The organism is Arthrobacter sp. zg-Y1110, assembly GCF_025244865.1.
Taxonomy (GTDB): Bacteria; Actinomycetota; Actinomycetes; order Actinomycetales; family Micrococcaceae; genus Arthrobacter_B.
The window spans coordinates 3,039,351-3,058,681 of the sequence record NZ_CP104272.1 but is presented as its reverse complement, the minus strand read 5'-3'; the positions used below and the strand labels follow the sequence as shown (position 1 = coordinate 3,058,681).

General features: G+C 65.0%; 18 protein-coding genes. 10 read left to right on the top strand and 8 right to left on the bottom strand.

The genetic code is table 11. From position 1 onward, the window contains the following. Positions 1-31 precede the first annotated feature (31 nt). Entirely contained in the window at positions 32-994 is a 963-nt protein-coding gene (locus N2K99_RS14285; protein WP_227919293.1) for a diacylglycerol kinase family protein, read from the bottom strand. Between the two features lie 129 nt (positions 995-1,123). Here N2K99_RS14285 and N2K99_RS14280 point away from each other — a divergent pair, with 129 nt between their 5' ends. The 10 genes from N2K99_RS14280 (at position 1,124) to N2K99_RS14235 (ending at position 12,183) form a co-directional block, all read left to right on the top strand. Beyond that, complete coding sequence (locus N2K99_RS14280; protein WP_227919292.1) at positions 1,124-1,900, top strand: SGNH/GDSL hydrolase family protein; 777 nt, start codon at positions 1,124-1,126, stop codon at positions 1,898-1,900. Between the two features lie 212 nt (positions 1,901-2,112). Next, on the top strand, positions 2,113-3,699 hold the full coding sequence (locus tag N2K99_RS14275) for an MFS transporter (protein ID WP_227932907.1): 1,587 nt from the start codon (positions 2,113-2,115) through the stop codon (positions 3,697-3,699). A gap of 136 nt (positions 3,700-3,835) precedes the next feature. Continuing rightward, a complete protein-coding gene (locus N2K99_RS14270) occupies positions 3,836-4,330 on the top strand; it encodes a MarR family winged helix-turn-helix transcriptional regulator (protein ID WP_227932908.1) in 495 nt (164 codons plus the stop codon). Between the two features lie 95 nt (positions 4,331-4,425). Beyond that, the gene (locus N2K99_RS14265; RefSeq protein WP_227932909.1) at positions 4,426-5,568 is read left to right on the top strand and encodes a glucose-1-phosphate adenylyltransferase family protein; all 1,143 of its coding nucleotides are present in this window, start codon (positions 4,426-4,428) and stop codon (positions 5,566-5,568) included. A 374-nt stretch (positions 5,569-5,942) separates the two neighbouring features. Next, complete coding sequence (rpmB, locus tag N2K99_RS14260; RefSeq protein WP_146360594.1) at positions 5,943-6,179, top strand: 50S ribosomal protein L28; 237 nt, start codon at positions 5,943-5,945, stop codon at positions 6,177-6,179. Then, positions 6,179-6,346, top strand: coding sequence for a 50S ribosomal protein L33 (gene rpmG, locus N2K99_RS14255; RefSeq protein WP_227919278.1), 168 nt, complete (start codon positions 6,179-6,181; stop codon positions 6,344-6,346). Before rpmB ends, rpmG begins: the two co-directional genes overlap by 1 nt. A 2-nt stretch (positions 6,347-6,348) precedes the next feature. Further along, positions 6,349-6,654 (top strand): 30S ribosomal protein S14, encoded by a 306-nt coding sequence (gene rpsN / locus N2K99_RS14250; protein WP_227919276.1) that lies wholly within the window; start codon positions 6,349-6,351, stop codon positions 6,652-6,654. An 895-nt stretch (positions 6,655-7,549) separates the two neighbouring features. Further along, a complete protein-coding gene (locus N2K99_RS14245; RefSeq protein ID WP_269436490.1) occupies positions 7,550-7,837 on the top strand; it encodes an HU family DNA-binding protein in 288 nt (95 codons plus the stop codon). A 180-nt stretch (positions 7,838-8,017) separates the two neighbouring features. Continuing rightward, entirely contained in the window at positions 8,018-10,228 is a 2,211-nt protein-coding gene (locus tag N2K99_RS14240; protein ID WP_396127059.1) for a cytochrome c oxidase assembly protein, read from the top strand. Beyond that, positions 10,228-12,183 carry an NHL domain-containing thioredoxin family protein gene (locus tag N2K99_RS14235; RefSeq protein WP_227919272.1) on the top strand — a complete coding sequence of 652 codons (1,956 nt, stop codon included), beginning with the start codon at positions 10,228-10,230 and terminating at the stop codon, positions 12,181-12,183. Before N2K99_RS14240 ends, N2K99_RS14235 begins: the two co-directional genes overlap by 1 nt. A gap of 100 nt (positions 12,184-12,283) precedes the next feature. Here N2K99_RS14235 and N2K99_RS14230 read toward each other — a convergent pair whose 3' ends face one another. The 7 genes from N2K99_RS14230 to panD all read right to left on the bottom strand — a co-directional run bounded on the left by N2K99_RS14230 (position 12,284) and on the right by panD (position 19,326). Next, positions 12,284-13,261, bottom strand: coding sequence for a hypothetical protein (locus N2K99_RS14230; RefSeq protein ID WP_227919268.1), 978 nt, complete (start codon positions 13,259-13,261; stop codon positions 12,284-12,286). A 103-nt stretch (positions 13,262-13,364) separates the two neighbouring features. After that, the gene (locus N2K99_RS14225; protein WP_227919267.1) at positions 13,365-14,624 is read right to left on the bottom strand and encodes an ABC transporter ATP-binding protein; all 1,260 of its coding nucleotides are present in this window, start codon (positions 14,622-14,624) and stop codon (positions 13,365-13,367) included. Between the two features lie 39 nt (positions 14,625-14,663). Further along, the gene (locus N2K99_RS14220) at positions 14,664-15,506 is read right to left on the bottom strand and encodes a carbohydrate ABC transporter permease (protein WP_227919266.1); all 843 of its coding nucleotides are present in this window, start codon (positions 15,504-15,506) and stop codon (positions 14,664-14,666) included. Continuing rightward, on the bottom strand, positions 15,507-16,469 hold the full coding sequence (locus N2K99_RS14215; protein WP_227919264.1) for a carbohydrate ABC transporter permease: 963 nt from the start codon (positions 16,467-16,469) through the stop codon (positions 15,507-15,509). It lies immediately after the preceding gene. Further along, positions 16,466-17,788 carry an extracellular solute-binding protein gene (locus N2K99_RS14210; RefSeq protein WP_227919262.1) on the bottom strand — a complete coding sequence of 441 codons (1,323 nt, stop codon included), beginning with the start codon at positions 17,786-17,788 and terminating at the stop codon, positions 16,466-16,468. The genes N2K99_RS14215 and N2K99_RS14210 overlap by 4 nt, the downstream gene beginning before the upstream one ends. 140 nt (positions 17,789-17,928) lie before the next feature. Continuing rightward, the gene (locus N2K99_RS14205) at positions 17,929-18,855 is read right to left on the bottom strand and encodes an AEC family transporter (protein WP_227919259.1); all 927 of its coding nucleotides are present in this window, start codon (positions 18,853-18,855) and stop codon (positions 17,929-17,931) included. Positions 18,856-18,864: 9 nt separating this feature from the next. After that, positions 18,865-19,326: an aspartate 1-decarboxylase gene (panD, locus tag N2K99_RS14200; RefSeq protein ID WP_227919251.1), complete on the bottom strand. Its 462-nt coding sequence runs from the start codon at positions 19,324-19,326 to the stop codon at positions 18,865-18,867. Positions 19,327-19,331 lie beyond the last annotated feature (5 nt).

Below are 19,331 nucleotides of genomic sequence, written 5' to 3'. Positions count from 1 at the left end.
CGGGCCGTCCGGAGACGGCCCGGGTCACGGGTTACGGCACCGGGTTGGTGAGGACCGCAGGGTCCTTCTTGCCGTAGGGCATCCGGATGCGCAGCGCACTGGCATCCATCTCGAACAGGATATGGGTGGCGTTGCCCAGATGGTCGCCGTCCATTTCGAAGTCCAGCGGGGACTCGGCCCACACCTCGGCGCGCTTGCACTGGTAGTACTCCACAGCGGTGCTGCTGCCCTTGCCGCGGCGCAGCAGCCCGGTCACCACGCCCACCCAGCCCAGCTTGCCCTTGGGCGCCAGCGTCAGGATGTCCAGCAGCCCGTCGTCGAGTTTGGCACCCGGGAAAATCTCCAGGCCACCGGTGATCTTGCCGCAGTTTCCACCCATGACGCTGCGGAGACGGCGGTGGATCGGCTTGCCGCCGTCGATCGAGATGGTGGTCTTGACGGGCTTGCCGGGAAGGTTCCGGATGCCGGCGTCGACGTACGCCAGCCAGCCGATCTTGTCCTTGAGCGTGTCCTTGGTGTCCGCCATCATGCCGGCGTCGTAGCCCAGCCCCGCCATCACCAGGAAGGTGTCGCTGTCCACGGCTTCATCAACGGTGACGTGGACGACGTCGATGCGCCGCTCCGTGCCGTTGAGGGCGGCGCGGACTGCCTGCTCCGGATCATCGACCCCGATGTCCAGGTTGCGGGCCAGGAGGTTGCCGGTGCCCAGCGGCAGCAGGCCCATGGGGAAGGATGTGCCGGCCAGCTCCGCGGCGACGCAGCGCACGGTACCGTCTCCGCCGGCGGCAATCACCAGGTCGACACCGGCTTCCATGGCCTTGCGCGCCATGGAGTGCCCCGGGTCTGCTTCCTCGGTGTCGAAGAACAACGGCTCATCCCAGCCTTCGTCGGCGCAGATTTCCGCCACCCGCACCCGGACGTCAAAATCCGTCTTCTTGATGGGGTTCACAATGACGGCGGCACGGGGACGCGACTGGGTGTCTGGGCTGGTCATGGTGTCCTTATCGTAAGCATGCGAACTATGGTCCGGCTCTGAGTCTAGCCCGGTCCCGGGCCCGGCTGTGGCTGGTGCGGCACCCGGCTTGGAACGGGAGTTTCTCGAGGAAGCTTGTAATCTGTGGTGGTGACTTTCAAGCAGCGATACGTGGCCCTGGGTGATTCGTTTACGGAAGGCGTGGGGGATGAGGATGAGACCCGTCCCAACGGCGTGCGCGGGTGGGCGGACCGCGTGGCCGAGCAACTGGTGCTCGCGGACAGCTCCTGGGGGTATGCGAACCTCGCCATCCGCGGCAAGAAGCTGCACCAGGTCCTGAACGAGCAGGTGGATGCCGCCATCGCGCTGTCGCCCACGCTGGTGACCATCTATGCAGGGGGCAATGACATCCTGCGTCCCAAGGTGGATATTGACGCGATAGTTGCCGCCTACGACGCCGGGATTGCGAAGCTGTGCTCCAGCGGTGCCGCGGTGCTTGTCTTCACGGGATTCGATTCCGGCAATTCCCCGGTCTTCGGACGCACCCGCGGACGCACGGCGATCTACAACGAACTGGTCCGCGAGGCAGTGGAGAAGAACGATGCCGTGCTGGTGGACTACTGGCGCATGAAGAACCTCCAGGACGAACGGTACTGGGCCGTGGACCGCCTGCACATGTCCCCGGCCGGTCACATGCTGACCGCCAAGAAGGTGCTGGAAGTGCTCCGCGGAACGGACGCCATTAACACTCCGGAGCTGGAGGAGCTGCCTGCGCGCAACCGGGTGGAGCAGCTCCGCAAGGACGCCCAATGGGCGCGCGAATACCTGGGCCCGTGGGTGAGCCGCCGGCTCCGCGGAGTGTCTTCCGGGGACAACCTCAGCCCCCGTTATCCGGAGCTGACCCACCCGCCGCTGCCCGCTTCGTAGCCACCCGTGCGGGAAATCACATATGCGGTGATAAGTACGCTGTTTGTATACCAAAACCGGTCCCGGCACCTGCCCTGACAAGGGAAATTACGTTCCTCGATTCGGTGGATGCACCGCAGATTTCATAAACTTGTAGGCCTGCCCGGCACCGTGTGGTGCTCGGGTGGTTGCTTCTGTCTCCAGCAGCCGACTTCGATCGAGGGAAGGCCCACATGCCGAAAGATGCACCGCCCCGCGTTTCCGGAACCCCGGATTCACCATCCACACCGGCGGCCCGCAAGACCCGCAGGTCCCCCCTGCGGCGCCGCCGACTTGAGGTGGACGACGTAAATGTCGTCGACAAGTCCATGATGAAAAAGGCTGTCGGCGGCACCGTCGTCGGCAACACCATGGAATGGTTCGACGTCGGTGTCTACGGCTACCTGGCCGTCACCATGGGTGCCGTCTTCCTGTCCGACGCCGACAAGGACGCACAGCTGCTCTTCAGCCTCGGCGTCTTCGCTGCCACCTTCATCGCCCGTCCGCTGGGCGGCGTCGTCTTCGGGCGCCTCGGCGACCGCATGGGCCGGCAGAAGACCCTGGCCATCACGCTGATCATGATGGCCGGTTCCACTTTCGTCATCGGCCTGCTGCCCAGCTACGGCACCATCGGCATCTGGGCTCCGATCCTGCTGGTGCTTATGAAGCTGCTGCAGGGCTTCTCCACCGGCGGCGAGTACGCCGGTGCCACCACCTTTGTTACCGAATACGCCTCCGACAAGCGGCGCGGCTTCCTCGCCAGCATCCTGGACCTGGGCAGCTACCTGGGCTTCGCCCTGGGTGCAGCCGTCGTCTCGGTGATGCAGCTGCTGCTCTCCGACGCCGACATGGTGGACTGGGGCTGGCGCATCCCGTTCCTGGTCGCGGGACCGATGGGCGCCGTAGCCATCTACTTCCGGCTCAAGATCGAAGAATCCCCGGCCTTCCAGGCCACCCTGGATGCACAGGAAGCGGGCGCCAAGGGCGGCGACGAAACCGAGTCGCTGGGCACCATGGGCATTTTCCGTGCCTACTGGCGTCCGATCGTGCTGGCCATGGTCCTCGTGGCCGCCGCCAACACCGTGGGCTACGCGCTGACGTCCTACATGCCCTCCTACCTGACGGATTCCAAGGGCTACGATCCGGTCCACGGCACCATGCTGACCATCCCCGTGCTGGTTCTGATGGCCCTGTGCATTCCGCTCACCGGCAAGCTTTCCGACCGCATCGGACGCCGTCCGGTGCTGTGGATGGGTGCCGGCTCCACCATCGTCCTGGCTGTTCCGTCTTTCTGGCTGATTGACCAGGGGCCGGTTGCCACGACCCTGCTCGGCCTGGCGCTGCTGGCCATCCCGGTGACCTTCTACGTGTCCAACCTGGCCTCCGCACTGCCGGCGCTCTTCCCGACCGCCAGCCGCTACGGTGCCATGGGCATCTCCTACAACTTCGCCGTTGCCATCTTCGGCGGCACCGCGCCGCTGATCATGCAGGGCCTGATCACCCTCACGGACAACGACATGATGCCGGCCTACTGGCTGATGTTCACCTCCGTGGCCGGTGCCATTGCCGTAGGCGTTATGAAGGAATCAGCCAACCGGCCGATGCCCGGGTCCATGCCGAGCGTGGACACCCATGCCGAGGCACGTGAACTGGTGGCAGGCCAGGACGAGAACCCGCGGCTCGACGTCGATTCGCTGCCGTTCGACACGCTGGGGAGCCAGCAGGCGCCCTCCGCTGCAGAGCCTGCTGACAACCGCGCGGAACCCGGCGTCAGCCGCTAACCGCAATACCGCCAGCCACAGGAGCCGGCCGGACGCCCCGCGCGTCCGGTCGTCTCCTGCCGTTTGGCACCGGTTGGAGCGCAGCCCGAACCCTGCGATCATTGAAACCTAAAGCTTTGACGAGAGGAACGCCGGGATGACTGAGAGCACCCCCCGCTGGCTAAGCGCCCCGGAACGGCAGGCCTGGTTGGCCCTGTACGCCGTATCGGGCCTCCTCCCGGCCGCGCTCGACGCCGATCTGTTCCGCCGCGCGCGGATCACCCTCTTCGATTACCACGTCCTGGCCATGGTCTCCGAGGCCGAAGGCAGGTCCCTGCCGATGAGTGAGCTGGCCGCGCGCTCCAACGCTTCGCTGTCCCGGCTTTCCCATGTGGTCAAGAAACTTGAGCAGCGCGGCTGGATGTCCCGGACCCCCTCGCCTGCGGATGCCCGGGTGACGACGGCGGCACTGACGGATGAAGGCATGGCCGCCCTCGAGGGACTCGCGCCGGAACATGTTGAATCCGTCCGGAAGGCGGTTTTCGACGGCCTCTCCGACGAAGACGTTGCGGATCTGGAACGGGTGGGAAAGAAGATACTCGCCCGCCTCGACCCCGGCAACGGCATTCTCGGGCCGAATCAGTCCCCGTAGCGCCAAAGTCAACTTGTCGCCCGGGTGCCTGCCCTTGTTAGCGTGGATACCGAGCAAACGCACGATATCCACGGCACGATGAGAGGCACCACAGCATGCGCGTACCCCGAATCCTGACCGTAGTCCTCGCCGGCGGTGCCGGCGGACGGTTGGGCAGCTTGACGGACCACCGAGCGAAACCGGCCATCCCGGTCGCCGGGTCCTACAACCTCATCGATATTTCCCTCTCCAACCTGCACAACAGCGGCTTCGGCGATGTCTGGATTGTGGAGCAGTACAAGCCCCAGTCGCTCAATGACCAGATGGTCAGCGGGCGGCCCTGGGACCTTGACCGCACCCAGGGCGGGCTGCGGGTGCTTCCGCCGTTCCAGGGCGGCGACGGCGAAGGCTTCGCCCAGGGCAACGCGGACGCCCTGTACCGCCAGGCGGATTACATCCGCGAATTCGACCCGGACCTCGTGCTGGTGCTCAGCGCCGACCATCTCTACCGCCTGGACTACCGCGACGTCGTCGAAACCCACCAGGCAAACGGCGCGGCCCTGACCCTGGTCACCACGAAGATCAACAACAATCCGGGGGACCACGGAGTGGTCGAGGTAACCGACGGGCTGGTCACCGGATTCGAGTACAAGCCCCAGGATCCGAAGACGGACCTGGTGGCGGCGGAGATCTTCCTCTATGACACCGATGTCCTGCTGAACGCACTGGAAACCCTGGTGCAGCGGGACGGGCAGCTCGAGGACTACGGAGACCAGCTCATTCCCTACCTGGTGGAACAGGAAAAAGTCGTGGAATACCGGCTGCCGGGATACTGGCGGGACATGGGCACGCCGCGCAGTTACCACCAGGCGCACCTGGACCTGATCGAGGGCAACGGCCTGGATTTCGATGATCCGCAGTGGCCGATCCTTTCCGCCAGCCCACGGCGGCTGCCGGCCTATGTCGGGCCGAACGGTATCGCCGCGGAGAGCCTGCTGTCTCCCGGTGCCCGGGTCGAAGGCAGCGTCCGCCGCAGCGTTCTCAGCGCCGGCGCAGTGGTGGAGGCCGGTGCCGAAGTGGATTCCTGCGTGCTGCTGGACGGCGTGGTGGTCCGGTCCGGAGCGCGTATCGCAAACCTGATTGTGGACTCCACGACGGTGATCGGCGGAGGGCGGAAACTGGACGGGGCGGAGTTGGATCCGGAAAACGGCGTGGCCGTGGTGGGACGCGATTCGAAGGCGGACCCGCCGTCGTCGTGATACCCGGCACGCAGGTACCTCCGAGTTTGAACGAAACGCCCGTTGCCCCTAGGATAGAGAGGCGTTAAGTCGTGTGTGTGTTAACCTGTTCCGCTCCGCGCGGGCAGGGGAGTATTTGCACGGCCACCCGTATAAACCTAGAATTGAAGGCTGTCGAGCCGGGTTCTCCCGTTCGGCTGCCTGAACTTCACCGTCTTCCCCGCGGCGAGGCACTTCGGCTGGATCTCACCCCGCCAGGTTAACCTCCGGAAAGTCGCAGTAATAACGGTGTCAAAACTGGTGGCGGGACGCTCTTTATGGCAGGTGCTTAGGCGCTTCCGCCTTGTGTCTGTTTTTTGAGGACCGTCATATTTACTACAACTGGAGGAGAGATCATGGCAGCTTACTGCCAGGTAACCGGAGCCATCCCCGGCTTTGGTCACAGCATTTCGCACTCGCACCGCCGCAACAAGCGTCGGTTCGACCCGAATATTCAGAAGAAGCGCTACTGGGTTCCGTCCCTGCGCCGCAACGTGACGCTGCAGGTTTCTGCACGCGGCATCAAGACGATTGACATCCGCGGCATCGACGCTGTTGTTACCGATCTGATCGCGAAGGGTGTGAAGCTGTAGTGGCTAAGGACAAGGACGTACGTCCGATCATCAAGCTGAAGTCCACTGCGGGCACCGGCTACACCTACGTAACTCGCAAGAACCGTCGTAACGATCCGGATCGTATGGTTCTGAAGAAGTACGATCCCAAGATCCGCCAGCACGTCGATTTCCGTGAGGAGCGCTAAGAATGGCAAAGAAGTCCAAGATTGCCCGCAACGAGCAGCGCAAGGTTATTGTTGAGCGTTACGCTGCCAAGCGCCTCGAACTGAAGAAGACCCTGGTCGACGCAAACGCTACCGACGAAGCCCGCGAAGCTGCACGCCTCGGCCTGCAGAAGCTTCCGCGCAACGCTTCCCCGGTCCGCCTTCGCAACCGTGACCAGATTGACGGCCGCCCCCGCGGTACCCTCCAGAAGTTCGGTATCTCGCGTGTGCGTTTCCGCAACATGGCCCACGCAGGCGAACTGCCGGGCATCAAGAAGTCCAGCTGGTAAGCACTGCCTACCGCTTTAGAAGGACGGTCCCTCAAAGGGGCCGTCCTTCTTGCTGTTAAGCACGCTTTTGCCCCCTGGCCTCTTCAGCCGTTGCCGATGAGGAAGGGCTACCTTGCTGCCTCCTGTACAGGTGATGCTCCCTGCGGGACGGCCGGGCAGCATGCTGTACGCCGTCGCGCCGTCGCGCCGTCGCATGCCTGGACTGAACCGAGACCATTCTTTTACTTCGGACGGGCATCAGGAGGCTTCGGCTGGCCGAGTGTGCAGTAGATGCTGTCTGCGGACGGGCCAGGCAGCATTTACTGCACTATGAACGCCGGAATCCGAGGCTGTAATCACGCACGGGGCAGGGATTCCCAACCACTCGCGCTGCTGGCGCTGAAGTGGCCCCTTCTACCGTCCGGCATCACAGGGCGGAATTCCGTGACAATGGTTTGATATCCCACCCGCCCGGAGGCCGGTCCGGCGCTGATAGCGCAGATATCGGGGTTATGGCCCCCGGATAAGCCCGTTATCTGCACACCGGATGCGGGGTGGGGCCGACCGAGGCCTCGCGGTGGAGGAGTAAGACCCGCGGGGAGCCAGCTGCGTCGCCCCCCCGGGTGCAATAAACCCCCAGCGCGAGCCGGCAGATCCACTCCCGCCCCGGATTCAGCCGGTGCAGAGGCAGGCTCCCGCGGGTGCCGGGCAACCCGCTTATCACGGGACCAGCTTCCACGCGAGTTGACTGCTTATTGAGGGCAAAAAGCCACTTTTCGGCCTGATTATCGGGAAAAATCCGCTAAATGCAGGGGTTTTTGCCGGAGTTGGGGGTCCAAGCTGGTAAGTTTTCGAACAGCGGCGGTTTCGCATCCGCGTTCCGCTCGAGTTACCCCAGAGTCCAGGAGGACATAAATTGGCTATGAACCGCAGTGAACTTGTTGCCGCAGTTGCAGAAAAGTCCGGCAACAGCCAGACCGCAGTCAACGGCGTGCTGGATGCCGTCTTCGACATCTTCGTTGATTCCGTTTCCAAGGGCGAGAAGATCACCATCCCGGGCTGGCTGGCAGTTGAGCGCACCGACCGCGCTGCACGTACGGGCCGCAACCCGCAGACCGGCGAAACCATTCAGATCCCGGCAGGCCACAGCGTCAAGCTGACCGCCGGCTCCAAGCTGAAGGCTGCCGTCTCCACCAAGAAGTAGCAGAACACCAGCGGCAACCCTGCCGCAGCATTTGAGAGGGCCGGCATCGCGAAGATGCCGGCCCTCCCGTGTTTTCAGGGGATTCCCGGGAAGCGCAGGCGAATGCCGCTGCCGCCGCACAGTCCGCAAACCCGTGACAGCCGCAACAATGATTGGCCCTATTTTTACAGCGGGTAGAGAATGGGTACTGTGCCAAAATCCGTCAAACCCCAGACCGAACGCCCCGCCGGCAGTTCGCGGCTCCCGCAGCACGGCAACGGGAGCGATCCAAGCGCAGCAGGGGAGAGCCGCAGTGCTGTTCCCGCCGTGCGCACCGGCTGGCTTGCAGCTGCCGGCGCCCTCGTCTTCATCGCCCTGGCAGCGGCCATGCTTTTCACCGGTGCCGCCGGAGCGTCGCAGCTGGGGGACCCCGGATCGCTGACCCGCTGGGCACTCCCCGCAGCGAAGGCCGTGCAGAATATTTCCATGGCTGCCGTCATCGGCTCGCTTGTTTTCGCCGTGACAATCCTGCCCAAAAGCCTGAATTTTCGACGCGCGCGGAAAAACGCGTCCGGCCGGCCTGCAGCCGCTGAGCCCGAGCATCCTGCGTTCACCCGTGCGCTGACCCTGACCTCGGTTGCCGCGGTCGTCTGGACCCTTTCCGCGCTGGCGGTGATGGTGTTCACTTACTCTGATGTTTCCGGGCTGCCGCTCGGCGCCGACTCCACTTACACGGCTGGCCTGGCGTCCTTCCTGACTGACTTTTCCACCGGGCGTGCCTGGCTGGCAGTGAGCATCATCGCGGCCGTAGTCACCGCGCTGTCCTTCGGCGTGCGGTCCCTCGGCATGCTGGCCTTCACGCTGGTCCTCGCCGTCGGCGCGCTGCTCCCCACCGCCCTGATCGGGCACTCCGCCGGGGGTGACGATCATGCCGCAGCGGTGAACTCGATCGGACTGCACCTGCTGGGCGTGTGCCTTTGGATCGGCGGAATCATTGTCCTGGCCGTCGTGTCCCGGCAGCTGGGCTCCATCACCGGCGTCGTGCTGGCCCGGTTCTCGGCCCTCGCCGGCTTCGCCTTCGCGCTGGTGTTCCTCTCCGGCGTCGTCAATGCGTCCCTGCGGATCAATTCGCTGGACCAGCTGGGGACGCCTTGGGGCGGCCTGGTCCTCACCAAAGCCGGGCTCACGCTGCTCCTGGGCGTCCTGGGGCTGATGCACCGCAACTGGATCATTCCGCGCCTCGCCGGTTCCCACCCGTCCCGTACCCCGGTGCCGGGCGGCACAGCAGTCCCCACCGGCGGGCTGTCGGCCCAGCGGGTGCTCTGGCAGCTCATTGCCGTGGAACTGGCCGTTATGGGTGCAGTGTCCGGCGTGGCCGTGGCCCTGGGCCGCACCGCGCCGCCGCGTTCCGAAGAGCTTCCCCAGGATGCCTCCCCGGCCCGTATCCTGACCGGCTACGACCTCCCGCCCGAGCTGACCCCGGAACGCTACCTCACCGAGTGGCGGCCGGACTGGCTCTGGGTTGCCGTCATCCTGACCCTGGCCACGTCCTATCTCATCGGCGCGGTGCGGCTCCGCCGCCGCGGAGATCGATGGCCGGTCCGGCGCACGGCCTGCTGGCTGGTCGGCCTGCTGGCCCTCGGCTACATCACCTGCGGCGCGCCGCAGGTTTACGGCATGGTCCTGTTCAGCACGCACATGCTGGGGCACATGGCCCTGACCATGGTGGTGCCGCTGTTCCTCGTCCTCGGAGCACCGGTCACCCTGGCGCTCAAGGCATTGACGCCCCGCACCGACGGGACCCGCGGGATCCGGGAATGGATCCTCATCGGGGTGCATTCACGTTTCTCGAAGATCATCACCAACCCGATTGTGGCCGCCGTGAACTTTGCCGGCTCCATCGTGGTCTTCTACTATTCGGACCTCTTCGGCCTGGCCCTGCGCGAGCACGTGGGGCACGAGCTGATGGTGGTGCACTTCCTGCTGACCGGCTACATCTTCATCCTGACGATGATCGGGATCGATCCGCTGCCCGGCCGCGCGCCGTACCCGCTGCGCTTGGTGATCCTGCTCGCCACCATGGCTTTCCACGCCTTCTTCGGAGTGGCGGTGATGGGCGGAACGGCACTGATCCAGGCTTCCTACTTCGGGAACATGGGCCGGGAATGGGGACTGTCGGCCCTGGCGGACCAGCAGCTGGGCGGGTCTTTGATGTGGGGCATCGGTGAAATTCCGACCCTGTTCGTGGCCATCGGGGTGGCTTATCAGTGGTCCAAGAGCGACGCCCGGGAAACCCGGCGGCTGGACCGCGCAGCGGAGCGGAATAATGACGCCGATCTGACTGCTTACAACAACATGTTTGCAAACCTGGCACAGCGTGATGCCGGGACCCCGGATCAAGGAGATCGTTAATGACTGAAACCGTGCGCGCCGGATACCGGGTGCGGGCCTCGGAGCTTGAGGGCCGCAACTGGCTGAACACCGGCGGCCGGCAGCTGAACCTCGAGGATCTCCGCGGCAAGATCGTGTTGCTGGATTTCTGGACTTTCTGCTGCATCAACTGCCTGCACGTGCTGGACGAGCTCCGGCCCCTGGAGGAAAAGTTCTCCGACGTGCTGGTCACCGTGGGAGTCCATTCCCCGAAGTTTGAACACGAAGCGGACCCGGTGGCCCTCGCCGCAGCCGTGGAGCGCTACGAAATCCACCATCCCGTACTGGATGACCCGGAGCTGCTCACCTGGCAGGCCTACACCGCCCGTGCCTGGCCTACCCTGGTGGTCCTGGACCCCGAGGGGTACATCGTGGCGCACCTGTCCGGTGAAGGGCACGCAGCGGGCCTGGAATCGCTTGTGGCCGAGCTGGTGGAGGAACACGAGGCCAAGGGGACACTGCACCGCGGCGACGGCCCCTACGTTCCGGCAGAACCCACCGCCGGGGACCTGCGGTTCCCGGGAAAGGTGACCGCGCTGCCCGGGGGCACCTTCCTGGTCGCCGATACGGGCCACCACCGCCTCGTGGAGCTGGAAGCGGACCTGACGGGCGTCCGCCGGACCATCGGCGACGGCACCAAGGGCTGGCAGGACGGCGACGCCGGGACGGCACGCTTCAACGAACCCCAGGGTGTGGCCCTGCTACCTGCCGACGTGGCCGAAAAGGCAGGGTACGACGTCGTTGTGGCGGACACGGTCAACCACCGCCTGCGCTCGGTGAACCTCGCTACCGGTGCCGTTCAGACCATCGCCGGCAACGGAGTGCAGCGGTTGCTGGACGCCGGGAACCAGACCAAGGCGGGTGCTGCATCCGCAGGATCCGGTGAAGCCGCCGCTGGGGACAATGCTCCCTCCGATTCCTCGGATCTGCTGGGCGCCGAACCGCTCAACATTTCCCTGTCCTCGCCGTGGGACCTGGTCTGGTCCTCGAAGCTGCAGCGGCTGGTCATCGCCATGGCCGGCACCCACCAGATCTTCAGCTTTGACCCGGAGACCGGGGCCGTCGCCGTCCTGGCCGGCACGGGACTGGAGGGCCTGCTCGACGGCGGTGCCTCCGCTGCCTGGTTCGCCCAGTCCTCGGGCCTGGCCGAAGACAGCGACGGCAACCTCTGGGTGGCCGACTCCGAGACGTCCGCCCTGCGCAAGCTGTTCCTGGACGGCACCGGCATCCAGGTGGAAACCGCCGTCGGCACCGGCCTGTTCGACTTTGGCTTCCGCGACGGCGCGGCCTCCCAGGCCCGGCTGCAGCACCCGTTGGGCGTAGCGGTGCTGCCGGACGGCTCCGTGGCCGTTGCGGACACCTACAACGGTGCGGTGCGGCGCTACGATCCGGTCACGGGCACCGTCTCCACCCTGGCCCGTGGACTCTCCGAGCCTTCGGACGTGCTGGTGGACAACAGTGCCGCCGAACCGCTGCTGATTGTGGTCGAGTCGAACCGGCACCAGCTGGTCCGCCTGCCCATTCCAAAGGAAGCCCAGTCCGTGGATGAAGGGGCCCGGCAGACGCAGCGGCCGAAGACTCCCGTGGAAGCCGGCCCGATGTCCCTGACGGTGCGCTTTGCCGCCCCCAAGGGCCAGAAGCTGGATGACCGCTGGGGCGATCCCACGCAGTTGAAGATCTCCGCCTCCCCGGAGGAACTGCTCGTTTCCGGCGGCGGTACGGCTACGGGGCTGACCCGTGACCTCGTGCTCTCCGACAAGGTGACGGATGGAGTACTCCACATCACCGCCCGTGCTGCCGCCTGCGACGGAGAGCCGGGCGGAGAGATCCCGGACCACGCGGCCTGCCACATGTACCAGCAGGACTGGGGCATTCCGGTAGTGCTGCAGGCCGGCGGCGAGTCCGAGCTGGTTCTGGACCTGCGCGGACTGGACTGAGCACCTCTTCCCTGACGGGGCGGTACTGACTGGATCTGCTTAACGGCGCAGGCGGCGGCATGGGAATCCATGCCGCCGCCTGCGCTTTGTTGAAGGGCTGCTAGTCGACCTGCGGGCTCAGCGTCACGGTTTCGCCGTCCACACGGAGGGAAGCGCTGAAGGTGAAGGGCTCATCGGCCACCAGCGGGCTCTTGTCGCCGCTGAAGAGGTCGACCTGGGTGGCGGTGACCTGCGCGGTGCCGCTCAGCGGGCTGAGCACCCAGGCGCCCTCAGCCTGGGTCAGTTCAACGTCGGGGTAGTCGGTGATGCTCCACCTGATGGGCTGGTCCACCCGGTTGTTGGTGAGGTGGTAGAACGGGCAGCCCGGAGGTGCCAGACGGTCAGCGGCCGTGCAGCCGTCGAGGAACTCGCGGATACCGGCATCGATCTTGGAAACCAGTTCCTTGGTTGCCTCCGGCACGAGCGTGAGCTGCGGCTCGGCGTCGTCCGAAACCAGGACCTCCCGCTCCGCGGCGGCCAGGTACTGGCTGTCATAAGAGGCCGTCACCCGCGACGCAGGGAAGGCGGCGAACGTATTGGCGCCCTCCGGGAGCGTTACCCGGACCCCGTTGAGGTTTGCTTCCCGCAGCGCCGGAGCGTTGACCTGAACGGTCGGCAGCGTGGCCGGCACAAAGTCCCAGGTGTCGAAGAAGAGCCAGCGTTTGCCGGTGTTTTCCAGCACGAACCTGGTTGTTCCCTCGGCCTCGCCGTAGGCGTAGTCCACCGCAACCTCGACGCGGTCCCCGCCGATCTCCTCGGCGTCGCCGATTCCGCGCACCTGCTGCCCCTTCACGGAGGCGCGGAGCGCGTCGCCGTCCAGCAGCGCGGCGTTGGCTTCGGGGACCTGGGCGTTGAGCATCCCCAGCGCCTGTTCGCCCTCGCCGTCGGCAAGCTTCTGCAGATAGCTCTCGACGTGTTTCTCGGGGCCGTACGTCTTGGCGTTAACGAAGTAGATCACGACGACGGCGGCCGCGATGGTGAGCATGAGGGCAAGCAGCCAGGCGGCTACTGCCTTGATTACCGGTGATGTTCCCTGCACTGCTCTTACGTTACCTGCCCGGACGGACGAAGGCCGGATCGGTTTCCCGCTCCGGCCTTCGTGTCAGGTGCCCTGGGGGAGGGCTGTACCAGTTGTCCCGCTGCTAGGAGGCTGCCGCCGGGGCGGTCTCGTGTGCAGCGGCGATCTCCTCGGCACGGGCGGCATTGGCTTCCTCGGTGAGCTCGGCGCCCGCAGCAGCGTCGCGTGTGAGGTTTTCACCGCTTTCCGGGTCGAAGAGGTGCACCTTGCGGGTGTCCAGCCACAGCTCGGCGTCGCGTCCGCCGCGGATTCGGCTGGCGGCGTCGAGCGTCACCACCACCTGCGGGCGCAGTTCGTCGGCGTCCATGTCCCGGGCAAGGTTGTTCAGCAGCTCGCGTACCTCGGGGGTGGGGTCGAAGTGGATGTACCCGTACTGCTCGTTGCCCAGCCACTCCGTGTGCGTGATCGGCGCCGTGAACGTGGAACCGTGCTGCAGCTTGCTTTCCTCCACCAGGGAGGCATCCTCGAAGAACTCCGGGCGGATGCCCACCAGGACAACCTGTTTGCCGGCGGCCTTTGCGGCCTTGTCTTCGGGGACGCGGATGTCGCCGACGGCCGTCTTCAGCACTCCGTTCTCCAGTGTTGCAGGCAGGAAGTTCATGGAAGGGGATCCGATGAAGCCGGCCACGAAGAGGTTGATGGGCTGCTCGTAAAGCTCACGAGGGGAGGCGACCTGCTGCAGGATGCCCTTCTTCAGCACCGCCACGCGGTCACCGAGTGTCATGGCCTCGGTCTGGTCGTGGGTGACGTAGACGCTGGTGGTGCCCAGGCGGCGCTGCATCTGCGCAATCTCCGAACGCATCTGGCCGCGCAGCTTCGCGTCCAGGTTTGAAAGCGGCTCGTCGAAGAGGAACGCATCGGCCTGCCGGACGATGGCGCGGCCCATGGCCACCCGCTGCCGCTGGCCGCCCGAGAGGTTGGCCGGCTTGCGGTCCAGGTGGTCGGTCAGTTCCAGCGTTGCGGCTGCATCGGTCACGAGCTTGCGGACCTGCTCGTCGTTGTACTTTCCCTTGTTCAGGCGCAGCGGGAACGCGATGTTCTCGTACACCGTGAGGTGCGGGTAGAGCGCATAGTTCTGGAACACCATCGCCAGGTTGCGGTCGCGCGGTGCCTTGTCATTGACGCGCTCTCCATTGATGAGCAGATCGCCGGAGGTGATGTCCTCCAGTCCCACGATCATGCGCAGGAGGGTCGATTTGCCGCAGCCAGACGGGCCCACCAGGATGATGAACTCGCCGTCGGCAATGTCCAGGCTGACATCGTTGACGGCCGGAAAACCGTCGCCGTACTTCTTGACGAGGTGGTTGAGGGTGATAGATGCCATGGTTAGGGATCCTTTTCTTAGTCCGGGTGTCGAAGGGAACTAGCCCTTGACGGCGCCCTGGGTTAGGCCGGAGACGATTTGGCGCTGGAACGCGAGCACCAGGACAACTACGGGAATGGTGACGATGATCGCCGCGGCGGAGATGGCTCCGGTGGGCTCCTCGAACTGTGAAGCGCCGGTGAAGAACGCCAGGGCTGCCGGTACCGGCCGCGCCGCCTCGGTGGAGGTCAGCGAAATGCCGTATACGAAGTCATTCCAGGCGATGAAGAACGCAATGATCGCGGTGGTGAAGACGCCGGGGGCCGCCAGGGGAACGATGGCCTTGCGGAACGCCTGCCACGTGGTGGCGCCGTCGACCTGGGCTGCCTGCTCCAGCTCCCAGGGGATCTGCCGGAAGAAGGCAGCCAGGGTCCAGATGGAGATCGGCAGCGTCAGGGACAGGTAGGGGATGATGAGTCCGGGCCACGTGTCGTAGAGTCCGATGTTGCGCCAGAGGTTGAACAGCGGGGTCACGATGGAGATGACCGGGAAGATCGAGACACCCAGCGCCGTGGTCAGAACCAGTTTCTTGCCCGGGAAGTCCAGACGGGCAATGGCATAGGCGCACAGGGTGGCCAGGACGACCGCGATGAAGGTGGCGATCAGGCAGATGCCGATGGAGTTGCGCAGGCTGCTCAGGAAGAGCCCCTGCGCGTCGCCGACCAGGATCTGCTCGTAGTTGCTCCACGACCAGTTGGTCGGGAGGAAGGTCCCGGACGTCAGGTCGCTGGGCAGCTTGAACGAGGTGGCCAGGATCGATGCCACCGGGAACAGCGCGTACAGGACAACCAGAACCGAAATAATGGTCCAAATCGTCCGCCGTTTGGCAGGTGAGGACTTCACTTATTTACCCCCTCGTGCGCCGGAAAGGTCCACTTTGAACAGTTTGATGGCGATGAAACAGATGATGATGACGCAGATGAACAGGAGGACCGACACGGCCGAGCCCATGCCGATTTCCAGGCGGGTAATCGAGGTCCGGTAGGCCAGCAGCGACAGCACCTCGGTGCCGTACGCGCCGTTGGTCATGATGTACACGTTGTCGAAGATGCGGAAGGCGTCCAGTGCCCGGAACAGGACGGCGACCATGATGGCGGCCTTCATGTTCGGGATGATCACCTTGGACATCCGCTGCCACCAGGACGCGCCGTCAACCTCTGCGGCCTCCGTCAGCTCGCCCGGAACCTGGGCCAGGCCTGCCAGCAGCAGCAGGGAAATGAACGGGGTGGTCTTCCAGATTTCCGAAGCCATGATGACGGACAGTGCCGTCCAGGTGTCGGCGAACCAGTTCAGGTCCGAGTCGATACCGGGCACCCAGTTGAACCAGCTGTTGATGTACCCGGAGTTGATGTCGAACGCATAGAACCAGGCGAAGGCGGAAACCACGGTGATGATGCCGTACGGCACGAGGATCGCGGTGCGCAGCCAGCCGCGGACGGCCTTCAACGCGCTGTTCATCACCAGGGCCAGGGCAAAGCCGAGGATCAGCTCAATGACGACGGTGATGACCGTGATCAGCACCGTGACGCCCAGGTCCCGCCAGAACAGGCCGTCCGAAAGGATGGTCGCGTAGTTGCCCAGTCCCACGAACTCCCGGTCCGCCGGGGCGGTCAGGCGGTATTTGAACAGCGATTCCCAGAGCGCCAGGAGGATCGGATAGGCGGTGACCGCCAGCATGATGATGAAGGCGGGCCCGGCGAGCCAGAAACCCAGCCGCCGCTCCGCTTTGGCGCGGTCGCTGAGGGGCTGTTTGGACGGAGTGGGCTTGGCCGGGGCGTCCCGGACCGCTTCGACGGAAGTGCTCACAGCAGTTTCTCCCCTCTAAGGACTTCGAGAATGAATTCCTGGCTCTCGGCCGGGGTGGTATCGGGGTTGACGTCGCTCGGCGGAGTCCAGGTCTGCTGGATGCCGGTCGAGATCTCGTTGTAGTACGGGGTCTGCGGCCGCGGCACGGCCAGTTCCAGCGAGTCCCGGATGACCGGGGCCATCGGGAATGTCTCTTCGATCCCCGGTGCGTTGTAGGCCTCTTCGTTCGACGGCGGGTTGCCGTTGGTGGTGAAGTACTGGGCCTGGTTCTCGGGCGAGACGATGCATTCGATGGCCTCGAACGCCAGGTCAGGGTGCTCGCTGTTGGAACCCACTCCGAGGTTGATGCCGCCCAGCGGGGGAGCCGTATCCTCGCCCTCGTTCATGGCCGGGTAGAGGGCCCAGCCGATGTCCTCGATGAGGGACTCAGGCAAGGCACCCTCCTCGACCGACGCGTTGGTGGCCGGCCAGACGAAGGGGTAGTTGACCATGAACGAACCCTGGTCACCCTGGAACTGGATCATGGAGGTGTTTTCCGTCTGGGTGGGCAGTCCGGGACCGCCCAGGCCCTCCTTGCCGATCGTGGAGACGACGTCGGCCGCCTGCTTTCCGGCCTCGGAGTCGAGTCCCAGCTGCAGTTCGTCCGCCGATGCGTCCGGGTTCTGCACGATTTCACCGCCGGCAGATGCCACCAGGGCATTGACCCACACGGTCATGGACTCGGCACGTGCGCCCTGCACACCGATGTATTTGTCCTGGCTCTCGGCCGCGGCAATTATGTCGTCCCAGGTCACCGGCTGGGTCATGTCAAGACCTGCGGCCTGCGCAACGGACTTGCGGTACCAGAGGATCTGCGTGTTGGCCCAGAAGGGAACGGCCACCACTTCGTCTTTCCACTTTGCTCCCGCGAGGGCGCCTTCCAGCACACCCTCGGTGGTGCGCTCCGCGACGTCGTCGGGTACGGGCGCCAGGTAACCCGGCTCCGCATACTCGGGAACGTTGGGCGGATCCAGGCTCATGATGTCCATGCTCTTATCCCCGGCCGCGAGGCGCCGGGCCAGCTGTTCGCGCTGGGAGGCGGCATCATTCGGCAGCAGGGAGGTCTCGATGGTGTACGCACCCCCGGAGGCATCGCTGCACTGCTTCGCCAGTTCGGCTTGCCCGCCCGCATCCGGATTGATGTACCAGGTCAAGGTGGGTGCTGCGCCCTCATCGGTTCCGCAGCCGGTCAGGAGAGTCGCACCCACGGCCAGAGCAACGCCGGCCGCAGCCCGTGCCCCTTTCCGGGTACGGCCCCAGTATCTTGCGTCGTTTGGCATCGGTACTGTGCCTCCACCTCGTCGTAAGCGTCCCCTGCGGCTTTGCACGAGACGGGCCGCACACTAAGCAGCCTTCGGTTTGACCATATGCCTTGAACGTAATTTACGCCACATTTATACCGGTCAAAGCGGGTGTTGCCTCAGGTCAGCAGGGCTGCGGCCAGGACCAGCACGGGAAGCGAGGCAATGGTGGTGAGCAGCACGGTGTCCTTGGCCACCAGCACGCCTTCTTCGTAGCGGGCAGCCGCAACGAAGACATTCTGGGCAGTGGGAAGGGCGGCGGTGACCACGACGGCGAAAAGCAGGTGTCCTTCCATTCCCAGGAGGAAGCGGGCCAGCAGGAAAGCCAGCAGCGGCTGGACAAGGAGCTTGAAGGCAGAGGCGAGGACGACGTCGGCCCGCCTGCCGCCGTCGGCATTCAGGGGCCGCGACCCCACCAGCGAAAGCCCGAAGGCAAGCAGCATGGCGGGAACCGCTGCACCGCCGATCAGGGACACCGGTTCATGGATGATTTCGGGCAGCTGTGTGCCGGTGGCGGCCAACAGCAGGCCGATCAGTGAGCCTACGATTATCGGGTTGCGGACCACCTGCCCGGCAAAAACCCGAACTGAGGTCCGCCGGCCGCTGGTGGCCGAATCCATCATCATCAGGAAGAGCGGGGTGAAGAACGCGAGCTGGAAAATCAGCACGGGCGCGATATAGGCAGCGTCCCCGAGGACGTACACGCAGATGGGCAATCCAAGATTGGCGGCATTGACCAGGGACGAAGACATCGCCGAAATGAGCATTTCCGGCAACGGCCGGCGCAGCCACCAGCGGGTAACGAGCACATAGAGGACCGCTGTGGCTCCGGCGCTGACGGCGGCCACCAGCAGCGGAAACGAGAAGACCGTGGGCAGGTCCGCATCGCTGAGGGTTATGAGCAGGAGCGCCGGCGATGCAACGAAGAACGCCAGGCGGCTCAGTACGGTCTGGGCGTTTTCGCCAAGTACGCCGAGCCGGCCGATGGCATACCCGGTAAGGATGATGATCCAGACAACGGCGAATCCGGTGAGTACCCCCAGCACCGGATGCTGCTATCTGGCTTCGGCTGCGGCGCCCGGGTTGCCGGCCATGACCTGGGTGTTGTCCAGGGCCAGCGGAGGACGCTCGGTGCCTTCCGTCACGGCCTCGGCCGGGTCCGTCCCCAGCTCCAGGATCCGGTTGGCGGAATCAACGTGGACAACCGTCGGCACAAAGGAGCGGGCCTCATCGGTGGTCATATCGGCATAGGTAATAAGGATGACCGTGTCGCCCACATGCACCAGGTGGGCCGCTGCACCGTTGATGCCCAGCACTCCCGAGCCGCGTTCGCCGGCGATGGTGTACGTCTCCAGCCGGGCGCCGTTGTCGACGTCGACGATCGAGACGAGCTCGCCGGGCAGGATGTCCGCGGCTTCGAGGAGGTCAAGGTCAACCGTCACGGACCCCACGTAGTGCAGGTCGGCATGGGTCACCGTGGCGCGGTGGATTTTGGACTTAAACATTTTCCGGTTCATCGCGG